Below are 13316 nucleotides of genomic sequence, written 5' to 3'. Positions count from 1 at the left end.
AAAAATAATTAATTAATAAAACAATTTTATGGCTTTAATGCAAGTCGGTAATTAATAATATCTTGCATAATTAAAACCGGCATTTTATTTTTATAAGAAAATTTTAATATTTCTGGCATGCGCGCCATAGATCCATCATCATTCATGACTTCACATATTACTCCAGCAGGTTTTAATCCAGCTAATTTTGTTAAATCTATAGCAGCTTCGGTATGTCCTGCACGACATAAAACTCCTCCAGATTTAGCTTGCAAAGGAAATACGTGTCCTGGACGATTTAAATCTGTAGGTTTAGCATTATCTTGAATAGCAGTTTTAATAGTAGTTAGCCTATCATGTGCAGATACTCCAGTAGTAATTCCAAATGCTGATTCAATGCTAACTGTAAATGCAGTTTGATATTTACTGTTATTTTTTTGCACCATCATAGGCAGATTTAATTTTTTACATTTTTCTTTAGTTAAACATATGCAAATAATACCACTTCCAAAGCGAATCGCTAAAGCCATTTGTGCCAAAGTCATATTTTCTGCAGCAAAAATCATGTCACCTTCATTTTCTCTATTTTCATCATCTAAAACTAATATTCCTTGTCCATTTTTTAAAGCATTTAATGCATTTTCAACTCGTTCTTTTGGTGATCCAAATTTATATAAAAATTTGTTATGCATTATATATAACTCCATCGAGATGAAATAAGTAACTTAAATTATGTTATACTTAAAAATTGTTATCAATAACACTATAAATAAGCATTTTTAAAATGTTTTATCATATTACTATTTAACTTTGATATAAGATATTAAGTATATTATATTTATAGTAATAGAATATACCCTGAAATTAATTAATTTTCAATACAATTAACTATTTAAATCAAAAAATATCATTTTCTATGATAATTATTTGTACATATTTCATTAATAGTGTCATTCTTAAATAAAAATTTAATGTTTAAAAAAAAATCAAATTTTGATTATAAAATTTTTTTAAAAAAAATATATTATAGAATCGTGTTATTTTTATAGTAAAATTATTATCGTTTGCAATATAAAATTAAATAATTTAATATATTGAAAATAAAAAATTTTTTTTCACATTTAAAAACATCTTATACGCTATTTATTAATTATTAAAATGTTTAAAAAAATAAATAATTCGTAAACTTTTTACATAATTAACAATGCAAACTAAATATATAGACATAGTAAATTTAAATATTTTATAAAAACTTTAATTTTTTTAAAAGTATGAAAAAATACTTAGTCGGCGGAGCAGTACGCGATAGTCTTTTAAATATTCCAATTAAAGAAAAAGACTGGGTAGTCGTAGGATCTTCTCCAGAAGAAATGATAAATCTAGGATTCTTACCAGTAGGTAAATCTTTTCCAGTTTTTTTACATCCTAAAAATTATGAAGAACATGCTTTAGCCCGTACAGAATGTAAACATGGGAGCGGTCACACAGGATTTTTTTTTCAAACTTCTCCAAAAATTACTTTAAAACAAGATTTAAAAAGACGTGATTTAACCGTTAATGCAATTGCTAAAGATGAAAAAGGAAATTTAATTGATCCTTATGGAGGATTAAATGACTTAAAGCTACGTTGTTTAAGACATATATCAAATGCTTTTCAAGAAGATCCTTTAAGGGTATTGAGAGTTGCCAGATTTGCAGCATACTTAGCACATTTAAACTTTTTTATTGCTTCAGAAACATTAAAAAAAATGTCTGATATGATTCATGAATTATCAGACTTATCTGTAGAAAGAATTTGGTTGGAAACAAAAAAAGCTTTATTATCTTACAATCCACAAATATACTTTAAAGTTTTACTTCAATGTGGAGCATTAAATAAAATATTTCCAGAAATTTCGTATCTATTTCAAAATTCAAATTCTGTTAAACCACCTATACGAAAAGATTTAGGGCAAAAAACACTATCAGCTTTGTCTATCATTGTATGTTTATCAGATGATATTGCCGTGAGATTTGCAACTTTATGTTACAATTTTGGAAAATTAAACCAAAATAATTTGAAAAATAATATAAAAAAAAATAAAACGAAACATAGCTCAATACTTCTTAACAGTATGTTTTCAAGATTAAAACTTCCACGAAAAATTTTGATTTTATCTAAAATATTTATATGTTACCACAACATTTTGAAAAAAATTTTTTTTATGAATCCAAAGAAAATAATTTTATTTTTAAATCATATTGATGTTTGGAGAAAACCTCATAGAATCAATGAAATAATTGCTATTAATAAAGCCCATTTATGTAATTTAGGAAATTTTAAGTATCATTTATACGCACCAGAAATGTTGTTAAAAAAAATATATAAACTCGCTAGTACTATTAAAGTAGAAAATATTATTCAAGACGGATTTATTGGGTTTAAAATTAAAAATGAATTAACAGAAAGAAGAAAAAAAATTATCGAAAAAGAAATATTTAATGTAAAAATTTTTAAAAAAAATAATTTCTTATAATTTTTTTATCTTAATTATGCTAAAAAAATTTTATAAATTATCTAATTAAGTTTTTTATATTATAATCAATAATTTTATTTAAATTGTGTTCGACCATTTCATAATTATGAAAATTGTAATAAAATAAAATTACAACAAATATTAAAAATATATAAAAATATGACAAAAGAAGAAAACATTGAAATGCAAGGCACTGTATTAGATACTTTACCAAATACTATGTTTAAAGTAGAATTAGAAAACAAACATATAATTTTAGCTCACATATCAGGAAAAATGAGAAAAAATTATATTAGAATTTTGACTGGAGATAAAGTTACAGTAGAATTAACCCCATACGATCTCACTAAAGGAAGAATAATTTTTCGTAGTCGATAATTTCTACAATTAAATTGCAGTATAATTGCGCCCTAAATATTTAAAAATTATTAATACAATAAATAAAAAGAAAAAATTAAATAATATATTAAAATATATAATTTAATTTTTGATAATATCACCTTTATTTCAAATATACTAAAACTCTCTTAAAATCAATGTTTTAAATTTTAACAATAAAGTCTACTATATATGAAGAAAAATTTCTTTCAAAGAAACTATTTAAATAAAATATTTAAATTTATATGAAAAATAGCTGCTTGATAATAGCAACCCGAACTAGTCCACTTGCAATTTGGCAAGCAAATCATGTAAAAAAAAAATTATTATACTACCATCCATATTTAAACATAAGTTTATTACCTTTATTAACATCAGGTGACATTTTTAAAAAAAATACACAAAACCAAATACAAAACAAAAGTTCATTTATTAATGAATTAGAAAAATCTTTATTAGAATATCAATCTGACATTGCAGTTCATTCGATGAAAGATTTCACTTCACCTCTTTCAAATAAATTAGGAATAGCAGCAATTTGCAAACGAGGCGATCCAAGAGATGCAATAGTTAGTAAGTATTATAAGAATATTTATTCTTTGCCAAGAAAAGCTATTATTGGAACATCTAGCATAAGACGTAAATTTCAATTGTTACTTTTACGTCCAGATCTTATTGTATATCCATTAAGAGGTAACATACATAGTAGAATAAATAAATTATTCCAGGGTCACTTTCATGCAATTATACTTGCTGTAGCTGCCTTAAAAAGATTGCAAATTAATAAAAAATTATATACTCCTCTAAATCTTACCAACATGATTCCCGCCATGGGACAGGGCGCAATTATGGTACAATATAGATTAAATGATCATAAAATATTAGATCTTGTAAATTTAATACATGATAAAGAAACAGCAATATGCGTTAATTCAGAAAAAACAATTATTTCTAAATTAGCCATTGGATGCCGTATACCAATAGGAGTATATGCAAAAATTAAACAAAAAAGCCAAATATGGATAAAAACTATAGTAGGTTCTGTTAATGGATCTACAATTATTCGCAGCGAAGGACAATCTGATATTTCAGAAGCAAAACAACTTAGTTATAAACAAGTACAAAAATTAATTAATCAAGGTGCTAAAAAAATAATAAAATCTTTATAAATATGAACATTTTAATTACACGACCATATCCGGACGGCAAATATCTTGTTAAAATGCTAAGAGCTTATGGGGAAAAAGCATGGTACTTACCACTAATATATTTTACTCCAGGAAAAGATTTAATTATTCTACAAAAATTATTAGCATCTTTATTTTATAAAGATCTGATATGTATAGTTTCTCCTCGTGCTGTTTATTATGCAAATTCACAAATAATTTTGGAAAAATTAAATTGGCCAAAATACGTGCGTTATTATGCCATCGGTCATACAAGTGCGCAATATTTCACTAAAATAAGTGGGATCAAAGCAAATTATTCAAAATATGGCAATACTAGTGAAAATTTAATAGAATTATTATCTCAATTTAATTTGAAAAAAAAAAATGTATTGATTTTAAAAGGAAATAATGGAAGAAAAAAATTAAAAGTTTGTTTAAAACTTTATAAAGCAAATATAATAAGTTGCGAATGTTACTATCGTAATTTTATTCAATATGAGCAAAATCAGATATTAAAAATAATAAAATATTTTCAAATTAATACATTAGTAGTAACTAGTTGCACAATATTAATAAGAATTCACGGTCTTATTCCAATACATTATCGAACATTATTTATTATTCAGTGTAAATTAGTGGTTGTAAGCCATAGAATATATTCTACTGCTTACCACTTAGGTTGGAGAAATATAATTTTATCTAGTTCTTCAAAAAATCAAAATTTGTTACAAACTTTGTTGAGTATTAAATAAATAATATCATTAATTGCTTATTTACAATAAAGAATATATTTTTATAAAATATAATATATTTTTACTTATTTCGTATAAAAAAATTTTAAAAAACTGAATAATCAAATTTTTTTTAATTTAATACTTGATTTTTAAAAAAGTTTTATAACACATAAAGTAATTGCGCCCTACAGGAATTGAACCTGTGACCGACGGCTTAGAAGGCCGTTGCTCTATCCAGCTAAGCTAAGGGCGCCAAATTCATATTATATTAAAAAGTCTTTTAAATCTATATTATAAAATTATATTTTTAAAAAATTTTTAAATAAAAAAAATTTAATTTTTCTTTAATTTTTATACTATCTATTCTAAATTATCTATATTAAATATTATATTAATTACAAAATGATAGCAAAAATAATCAATGGAAGTCTCGTTGCTAATAAAATTATCCATAAAATACACAAAAATTTAAAATATTTTTTTCTACAAGGCATGCGTCCGGCATCTTTAGCTATGATTTTAGTTGGAAATAATCCAGCTTCTAGAATTTATGTATCTAATAAAAAAAAAATATGTCAAAAAATAGGATTAACTTCATATTTTTATCATTTTGCAGAAAACATATCTGAATTAAAGTTAATTACATTAATTAAAAAATTAAATCGTAATAATTTAATAGATGGTATTTTAGTACAGTTACCACTACCAAGCAAATTAAATAGCTTTCATATATTAAAAACAATATCTCCTTATAAGGATGTAGATGGTTTTCATCCATGCAACATAGGTAAATTATGCCAAAGGTATCCAGATATACGTCCATGTACTCCAAAAGGGATTATTAAACTACTGCAATACTATCAAATAAATTTTATAGGACTGCATGCAGTTATAGTAGGTGCCTCTAATATTGTAGGACGTCCAATGAGTTTAGAATTGTTACTATTAGGTTGCACAGTTACTATAACTCATCGTTTTACCATAGATCTTGAAAAACACATTAAAAACGCAGAACTATTAATTGTTGCAGTGGGAAAAGCTGAATTTATTCCTGGAAATTGGATTAAGCCTGGAGCTATCGTAATAGATGTCGGTATTAATCGATTAAGTAATGGAAAAATAGTAGGAGATGTAAATTATCGAGATGCTATGCAGGTGGCATCTTATATCACTCCTGTTCCTGGAGGAATAGGTCCAATGACTGTTGCTATGTTAATAGAAAACACCGTGCAAATTTATTTAAAACATCTTAATTATTTCAAAAAATAAATAGATAAAGTTTGTTTTATAATTTTTTATTATTTTTAATAAACCACCTTGTTCCATTTTTAGTATCTGTCAAAATGATACCCATAGATTTTAATTGTTCTCTTTTAATATCTGCTGCCTTCCATTTATGGAATTTTCTATCTATTTCACGTTCTTGAATTAAAGTATTTATTTGTTGAATTTTATTTTGTGATAAATTTAAATGTCTATTTAAAAAATTGTCAGGATTGTCATATAAAATTCCTAATAAATTAGATAAAACACGTAATATAGTACTTAATTTGTTTGCTTGATGCATGTTTTTTTCTTTATAAGAATTAATTTTACGTGCTAAAGTAAATAATATTGCGTATGCTTTAGGAGTATTAAAATCGTCGTTCATAGCCGATAAAAATTTTAAATAAAATTTATTTTTTTTATATTGTATTGGCAAACTCATTGTGCCTAATAATGCAAAATAAAGACGCTTAACTGCATAATATGCTTGCTTTAAGCTCGTATTAGTATAATTAATTTGACTTCGATAATGCGAAGAAGTTAAAAAATATCGTATTACATCAGGATGATATTTTTTTAAACACGATTTAATCGTATAATAATTTCCCAAAGATTTAGACATTTTATTATTTTTATACATTACCATGCCTGTATGCATCCACATGTTTACTTGCGCTCCTGTATGCGCACAGACGGATTGTGCTACTTCATTTTCGTGATGTGGAAATATTAAATCTGCACCTCCTCCGTGAATATCACAATTTTTTCCAAATATTCCATAATTAATAGCAGAACATTCGATATGCCATCCAGGACGTCCTTTTCCCCATGGTGAAGGCCAACTGGGTTCATTAGATTTTGCATGTTTCCATAAAACAAAATCGCAGTTTTTTTCCTTTTGAAAAAAAGTATGATGTTTTATATTTTTTGTACTTAAAAAAAATTTTATTTTTTTAGAAAATACCCCATAGTTTTTGTATGTAGAAAGATTAAATAAAACGTCGTTGTCGTAATTAATATATGCATGTCCTTTTTCATAGAGAATTTGAATCATATTAATAATTTCATTCATATAATTAGTAACACGCGGTTCATACTTGGGAGGGATTAAATTAAGCATTTTACAATCTTTTTGCATTTCATAAATCATAGCGTTAGATAATTGATCATACGTTTCTTTTCTTTTGTGAGCACGCTTAATAATTTTATCATCAATATCAGTAATATTTCTTACATAATTAACGTTATATCCTATATATTGCAAATATCTAAAAACCACGTCAAAAAAAATTAATGTCCGTGCATGACCTATATGACATAAATCATAAACAGTAATACCGCAAACATACATATTGATCATTTTAGAACAAATAGGCACTAGTTTTTCTTTTTTTTTGTTTAGTGTATTAAAAATTTTTATCATATTTTCGAATTTTGATAAAAGTTGTATATAATATTATATAAAACTGTAATAAAATTACAAATAAAATAAAATGAATTTTTTTAAAAACTAAAATAGATTAATATCATAATTAAATTTAACAAATATAAAAAAATGAAAATATTATTTATTTCAGACGTTCATTTAAATCAAAACAATCCAAATATAATAAATTTATTTTTAAATTTTTTAAAATATCAAGCAAGCAGCGCAAATGCTTTATATATTTTAGGTGACTTATTTGATATATGGATTGGAGACGACTATATTGATGATATTTCACTAAAAATCTCACAAGTATTAAAAAATCTTGTTATAAAAGGTACTTCTTGTTATTTTATACATGGTAATCGAGATTTTTTAATTGGAAAAAAATACGCAAAATTAGCAAATATTTCTATTCTACCAAACGGTACAATAATAAATTTGAATGGAAAATCAACTATAATTTTGCATGGAGATACGCTTTGTACATATGATCAAAAATATCAAAAATTTAGAAAAATTATTAATAAAAATTGGCTGAAAAAATTTTTTTTAAATTTGCCATTATCATGGCGTATTAAAATTAGTACTTTTGTTAGAAATAAAAGCATTATAAATAATAAAAATAAAAAAAGTAAAATTATGGATGTAAACGATACGTACGCATTAAATCTAATGCAAAAAAAAAATGCAAGCATTATGATTCACGGACATACTCATCTTCCAAGAATTCATCGCTTACCTAAAAATCATTATAGAATAGTTTTAGGAATGTGGGATAAAGCAGGTTATGTATTGGAAATAAAAAATAAACTATCGTTAATTAAATTTTCAAAATACTTTAATTCTACTATCTCTTACACTTTGGAAAAAATTTAAAAATAAATAAAAAATTTGATTTATATAATTTAAAATTAAATTTTCATTTTAAAAATAAAAAATTTCAATTTTTTATAAATAGTTAAATATTAAAAAATATACAATATGCATAATACTAATCAAAAAAAAATTGCCGTTATTATGGGATCAATCAGCGACTGGAATACACTCAAACATTGCGCATATACTCTCAAAGAACTACAAATTAATTTTGATCTTAAAGTAATTTCTGCTCATCGTACTCCAGATCAATTATTTAAGTTTGCAGAACAAGCTAAAAAAATTGGATATCATATATTAATTGCAGGTGCTGGAGGAGCTGCTCATCTACCCGGAATGTTAGCATCGAAGACATTGTTGCCTGTTTTAGGCGTTCCTGTAGAAACTAAACAACTAAAAGGACTGGATAGCTTATATTCAATTGTTCAAATGCCATCTGAAGTTCCAGTAGGCACATTAGCTATTGGAAAATCAGGTGCAATAAATGCAGCTATATTAGCTGCTCAAATTCTTGCGCTACATGATAAACCATTGCATATACGCATTAAAAATAGAAGAAATGATATTACTCACAAGATATTAAATTATAAACCTATAAATATATGAAAAAATTTGTGTATGTTATTGGAGATGGGCAATTATCTCTTATGCTATTTCAATCCGGATCAGTTTTAGGAATTCCAGTAATTCCTATTAACGTAAAAAATCAAATAAAATTTAATACTATTTTGCATAAAAATAGTGTTATTACTGTAGAAGTAGAACATTGGAAAAAAACAAAATTCATTCAAAAAATATGTAAAAATAATACATTCATTAATCGTAATATTTTGCCGTTAATTGTAGATAGATTATATCAAAAAGAATTAATTGATAAATTACAATTACCTACTGCTTCATGGATAAAAATTCAAAAATTTTCTCAATGGAAAACAATTTTTTACACTCTTGGAGATAATATCATCTTAAAAAAAAGAACAGGAGGATATAACGGGAAAAATCAATATCAATTGTCATTTAAAGACAAAAAAAAATTTAATATAAAAATTTACGAGAATTATATTGCTGAAAAAAAAATTAATTTTGTAGAAGAAATTTCTCTCATTGGAGCTAGAAATAAATTCGGAAAAATAGTGTTTTATCCAATAACATGTAACTTCCATGAACAGGGGATATTAAGATGCAGTATTCCTGATATTAAAAATTATTATTTGCTACAAGAAAAATCAGAATCAATTTTAAGTAGTTTCATGAGATCAACAAATTATATTGGAATAATAGCAATGGAATTTTTTGTTTTAAAAAATAACGAAATTATTATTAATGAAATATCTCCAAGAGTCCATAATAGTGGTCATTGGACACAAAATAGTTCTTCTATAAATCAATTTGAATTACATCTTCGATCTATATTAGATCTTCCTATGCCTATTCCTAAAATAAATTGTTTTTCTGTAATGATTAATATAATTGGTAATTATCTCAATATAGCTTGGTTAAACGATCCTTTGCTATGTTTACATTGGTACAATAAAAGTATTTCTAAGTATAGAAAAATGGGTCATATAAATTTAATTTCAAATCATTATGAAGCATTAAAAAATAGCATAATAACTCTAGAAAAGAAATTACCAAAACAATATCAAAACTGTTGTCATTGGTTAATAGAAAAATTAAATATCATACAATAAATAAAAATATTAAATAATACTACTATTATATATAATTAAAATATTTAACATATTAAGTTTTATTTAATTACTATTGTATACAAGATAACTTTTTATGTCATTCTGTAATCAAAGATATATGAAAATAATAATCATATATTGTATATCATCAAATGTAACATATACTTAATATATTAAATATTAAAAAATTTATTTTAATTTATAAAATAAATTTGCATTTTACTATATTAGTTTACAATCTTAAAAGATTTAGAATAAATACTTATCAATAATATTAATATTACAAAAAACAATGAGAGGTAAATTTGTTACCAACAGCATCTAAAATATTTCCTTGGATTAAAGAAAATTCAGAAATATTTAAAATTATATTTAGAGGTATAGAAAGAGAAACTTTACGCGTTGATTATGATGGAAATATTTCAAAAACTTTGCATCCAAAATTATTTGGATCCCCTTTAACACATAATTGGATTACTACTGATTTTGCCGAATCATTACTAGAACTAATTACTCCAGTAAATAAAAATATAGAAAATATGATAAATTTTTTACAAGATTTACACAAATTTGTTACAAACAATCTACATCATGAATTTTTGTGGCCTATGAGTATGCCATGTAAAATAAAAAATGAATTATCTATTTTAATAGCACAGTATGGAAATTCAGAATTAGGTAAAATCAAAAATATTTATCGTTTCGGATTGAAAAATAGATATGGAGCTCGTGTTCAAATAATATCTGGAATACATTATAATATTTCTTTCAGTAAAAAATTTTGGAATGAATATCATGTTTTTTGTAAAAAAGATTCTATAAAAATGGTTTCATCAGAGGGATATTTAAATTTGATAAGAAATTATTATCGTCTTGGTTGGATTATGACATATTATTTTGGAGCATCACCGGTTGTACATTCTTCATTTCTAAAAAAAATAAATGTTAAATTACCATTTAAAAAAAATAAATATGGCGATATATATTTACCTTATGCAACATCATTGAGATTAAGTGAAATAGGTTATATCAACAAAGTTCAAAAAAAAATAAAAATAAAATTTAATAACTTAACAGAATATATCGAAGCTCTTTTTAAGGCAACACAAACGCCTTATTCAAAATATCAAAAAATCGGTATAAAAAAAAATAAGCGTTACCTTCAATTAAATACAAATTTATTACAAAAAGTAAATGAGTTATATACTCCTATTCGTCCAAAACGTACATTAAAAATTAACGAATCTCTATTTCATGCTTTACATTCAAAAGGAATTGAATATGTAGAAATTCGTTCTTTAGATATTAATCCATTTTCTCCAATTGGATTAAAAAAACATCAAATATATTTTTTAGATTTATTTTTAATTTGGTGTATTTTAGTACAATCTCCGCCGATTAGTAATACAGAATTAAAGTTTATTCATGAAAACTGGAATCGAGTTGCATTAAAAGGACGTAAACCAAATATTAAATTAATATCATATTTAGAGCATAAAGAAAAAAAATTATCCGATATATTAAAAAATTTATTACAAGATTTGCAATACATAGCAGAAATTTTATATTATAATAAAAAAAAAGATATTTATAAAAAAATTTTTCATGATTTATTTGAAATGTTAGAGCAGCCTAACATGACTTTGTCAGGAAAAGTGTTCAGACATACTATGGATGTCGGATTTGAAAATTTAGGGTTAAAATTAGCAAAATCATATCAATTGCATTGGAAAAAAGAAAAACTAAAAGTATTAAGCGAAAAAAATCTAAAAAGAGAATCCAAAGTTTCATTACATAAACAAAAAATTATTGAAAATAAAAACTGAAAAATTTAATAACATATAAAATTTTAATGAATAAACATGATTTTTTCAAATTTATCTAATAAATTACATAATATCTTAAAAAATATTAGCGAAAGAGGACGATTGACTTCGGAAAATATCGGCAATACTTTACGTCAAGTGCGTATAGCACTTTTAGAAGCAGATGTCGCCTTACCTGTTATTGAAAAATTTATTCAGGAAATTAAAAATATCGCATTAAACAAAGAAATAAATAAAAATTTAACACCTGGTCAAGAATTTATTAAAATTGTACATAATGAATTGATAAATATTATAGGAAGTACGCAATCAGAATTAATATATTCAAAAAATTCTCCAACTATTATTTTTTTAGTAGGACCTCAAGGTAGCGGAAAAACTACAACGATTGGAAAATTAGGGAAATATTTAAAAAATAAACATGCAAAAAATGTGTTAACAATCTCTATTGATTTTCATCGACCCGCTGCTTTAAAACAATTAGAATATCTTGCAAAAAAAGCTGGAATAGACTTTTTTAATGTACAAGAATTGAATAATAATGCAGAAATTTTAATTCAAAGTGCTATTCAAAAAGCAAAATTGAAACATGACATTGTACTTATTGATACAGCAGGAATAATGCATACTAACTTAAAGATGATTCAAAAAATTCAACAATTGCAAAATATTTTCAGACCATCAGAAACACTTTATGTCATAGATTCTATGATGGGACAAGATGCAATAAACAACATAAAAACTTTTAGCAATACACTATCTCTTACAGGAATTATTCTCACTAAATTAGACGGGGATGCACGTGGAGGCGTTGCATTATCAGCGAGATATATCACTAAAAAACCAATTAAATTTATTGGAACAGGAGAACATGTAGATCAATTAGAAATATTTTCTCCTAAAATTTTAGCACAAAAAATTTTGGGAATGCACGATATATTTTCTTTAATAAAGCAAGTAGAACATCAAGTTAGTAAAATTAAAAAACAAAAAAAAACTTTTTTAGATAAAAAAAATAAAACATTTAATTTAAATGATTTTTTATCACATTTATCTCAAATAAAAAAAATAGGTGGGATTAAAACGGTAATGCACCAATTGTCCAAAACATCACAATATGCAGATTGTGCAAATGAAAATATAAATGATAAATTATTCACAAAAATGGAAGCAATTATTAAATCTATGACTATACAAGAACGTAATAATCCAAGTATTATTAAAAGCTCTAGAAAAAAAAGAATTGCTTTTGGATCGGGCACTAAAGTACAAGATATAAATATATTATTAAAAAGATTTTATGATACAGAAAAAATTATGAAACAAATTAAAAATAAAGGATTAATAAAAACTATGCAAAAAATTAAAAATTTAATACCTTTTCGACCTCGAAAAAATTAAATTTAATAAAATTTATGCTAAAATATTTTGTACTATTTATTATAATTTATT

The 13316-nt window shown here is 24.3% G+C and carries 12 protein-coding genes and 1 tRNA gene; 10 read left to right on the top strand and 3 right to left on the bottom strand.

Annotated features, from left to right (window positions below):
* Positions 1 to 26: 26 nt before the first annotated feature.
* On the bottom strand, positions 27 to 671 hold the full coding sequence (gene ribB / locus WIGMOR_RS02740) for a 3,4-dihydroxy-2-butanone-4-phosphate synthase (protein ID WP_014354302.1): 645 nt from the start codon (positions 669 to 671) through the stop codon (positions 27 to 29).
* Positions 672 to 1250: 579 nt separating this feature from the next.
* Between ribB and WIGMOR_RS02735 the strand changes: the two genes are divergently transcribed.
* From WIGMOR_RS02735 to WIGMOR_RS02720, 4 genes are all read left to right on the top strand, one after another.
* Positions 1251 to 2495 (top strand): CCA-adding protein, encoded by a 1245-nt coding sequence (locus tag WIGMOR_RS02735; protein ID WP_014354301.1) that lies wholly within the window; start codon positions 1251 to 1253, stop codon positions 2493 to 2495.
* A 159-nt stretch (positions 2496 to 2654) separates the two neighbouring features.
* On the top strand, positions 2655 to 2873 hold the full coding sequence (infA, locus tag WIGMOR_RS02730) for a translation initiation factor IF-1 (protein WP_014354300.1): 219 nt from the start codon (positions 2655 to 2657) through the stop codon (positions 2871 to 2873).
* A 245-nt stretch (positions 2874 to 3118) separates the two neighbouring features.
* A complete protein-coding gene (hemC, locus tag WIGMOR_RS02725) occupies positions 3119 to 4042 on the top strand; it encodes a hydroxymethylbilane synthase (protein WP_014354299.1) in 924 nt (307 codons plus the stop codon).
* Between the two features lie 2 nt (positions 4043 to 4044).
* Entirely contained in the window at positions 4045 to 4794 is a 750-nt protein-coding gene (locus WIGMOR_RS02720) for a uroporphyrinogen-III synthase (protein WP_014354298.1), read from the top strand.
* A gap of 161 nt (positions 4795 to 4955) precedes the next feature.
* On the opposite strand, the gene WIGMOR_RS02715 is transcribed toward WIGMOR_RS02720, so the two are convergent.
* Positions 4956 to 5029 (bottom strand) — tRNA-Arg (locus WIGMOR_RS02715).
* A gap of 149 nt (positions 5030 to 5178) precedes the next feature.
* On the opposite strand from WIGMOR_RS02715, the gene folD reads away from it, so the two are divergent.
* Positions 5179 to 6045, top strand: coding sequence for a bifunctional methylenetetrahydrofolate dehydrogenase/methenyltetrahydrofolate cyclohydrolase FolD (folD, locus tag WIGMOR_RS02710; RefSeq protein ID WP_014354297.1), 867 nt, complete (start codon positions 5179 to 5181; stop codon positions 6043 to 6045).
* A gap of 16 nt (positions 6046 to 6061) precedes the next feature.
* Here the strand turns inward: folD and cysS are convergent, their stop codons facing one another.
* The gene (cysS, locus tag WIGMOR_RS02705; RefSeq protein ID WP_014354296.1) at positions 6062 to 7465 is read right to left on the bottom strand and encodes a cysteine--tRNA ligase; all 1404 of its coding nucleotides are present in this window, start codon (positions 7463 to 7465) and stop codon (positions 6062 to 6064) included.
* A 132-nt stretch (positions 7466 to 7597) separates the two neighbouring features.
* Here cysS and WIGMOR_RS02700 point away from each other — a divergent pair, with 132 nt between their 5' ends.
* From WIGMOR_RS02700 to WIGMOR_RS02680, 5 genes are all read left to right on the top strand, one after another.
* On the top strand, positions 7598 to 8347 hold the full coding sequence (locus WIGMOR_RS02700; protein WP_014354295.1) for a UDP-2,3-diacylglucosamine diphosphatase: 750 nt from the start codon (positions 7598 to 7600) through the stop codon (positions 8345 to 8347).
* A gap of 105 nt (positions 8348 to 8452) precedes the next feature.
* Positions 8453 to 8953 (top strand): 5-(carboxyamino)imidazole ribonucleotide mutase, encoded by a 501-nt coding sequence (purE, locus tag WIGMOR_RS02695; RefSeq protein ID WP_014354294.1) that lies wholly within the window; start codon positions 8453 to 8455, stop codon positions 8951 to 8953.
* Positions 8950 to 10038 (top strand): 5-(carboxyamino)imidazole ribonucleotide synthase, encoded by a 1089-nt coding sequence (gene purK / locus WIGMOR_RS02690; protein WP_014354293.1) that lies wholly within the window; start codon positions 8950 to 8952, stop codon positions 10036 to 10038. The genes purE and purK overlap by 4 nt, the downstream gene beginning before the upstream one ends.
* 305 nt (positions 10039 to 10343) lie before the next feature.
* Positions 10344 to 11864 carry a glutamate--cysteine ligase gene (gene gshA, locus WIGMOR_RS02685; RefSeq protein ID WP_014354292.1) on the top strand — a complete coding sequence of 507 codons (1521 nt, stop codon included), beginning with the start codon at positions 10344 to 10346 and terminating at the stop codon, positions 11862 to 11864.
* A gap of 36 nt (positions 11865 to 11900) precedes the next feature.
* Positions 11901 to 13265 (top strand): signal recognition particle protein, encoded by a 1365-nt coding sequence (locus WIGMOR_RS02680; RefSeq protein WP_014354291.1) that lies wholly within the window; start codon positions 11901 to 11903, stop codon positions 13263 to 13265.
* Positions 13266 to 13316 lie beyond the last annotated feature (51 nt).

It is taken from the genome of Wigglesworthia glossinidia endosymbiont of Glossina morsitans morsitans (Yale colony), assembly GCF_000247565.1.
Lineage (GTDB): Bacteria > Pseudomonadota > Gammaproteobacteria > Enterobacterales > Enterobacteriaceae > Wigglesworthia > Wigglesworthia glossinidia_B.
This window is presented reverse-complemented; position numbering and strand designations above follow the sequence as displayed.

Excerpts from the sequence above, each read along its gene's own strand:
- ribB (WP_014354302.1), bottom strand. The coding sequence starts at position 671 with ATGCATAACAAATTTTTATATAAATTTGGATCACCAAAAGAACGAGTT.
- WIGMOR_RS02735 (WP_014354301.1), top strand. The coding sequence starts at position 1,251 with ATGAAAAAATACTTAGTCGGCGGAGCAGTACGCGATAGTCTTTTAAAT.
- infA (WP_014354300.1), top strand. The coding sequence starts at position 2,655 with ATGACAAAAGAAGAAAACATTGAAATGCAAGGCACTGTATTAGATACT.
- hemC (WP_014354299.1), top strand. The coding sequence starts at position 3,119 with ATGAAAAATAGCTGCTTGATAATAGCAACCCGAACTAGTCCACTTGCA.
- WIGMOR_RS02720 (WP_014354298.1), top strand. The coding sequence starts at position 4,045 with ATGAACATTTTAATTACACGACCATATCCGGACGGCAAATATCTTGTT.
- folD (WP_014354297.1), top strand. The coding sequence starts at position 5,179 with ATGATAGCAAAAATAATCAATGGAAGTCTCGTTGCTAATAAAATTATC.
- cysS (WP_014354296.1), bottom strand. The coding sequence starts at position 7,465 with ATGATAAAAATTTTTAATACACTAAACAAAAAAAAAGAAAAACTAGTG.
- WIGMOR_RS02700 (WP_014354295.1), top strand. The coding sequence starts at position 7,598 with ATGAAAATATTATTTATTTCAGACGTTCATTTAAATCAAAACAATCCA.
- purE (WP_014354294.1), top strand. The coding sequence starts at position 8,453 with ATGCATAATACTAATCAAAAAAAAATTGCCGTTATTATGGGATCAATC.
- purK (WP_014354293.1), top strand. The coding sequence starts at position 8,950 with ATGAAAAAATTTGTGTATGTTATTGGAGATGGGCAATTATCTCTTATG.
- WIGMOR_RS02680 (WP_014354291.1), top strand. The coding sequence starts at position 11,901 with ATGATTTTTTCAAATTTATCTAATAAATTACATAATATCTTAAAAAAT.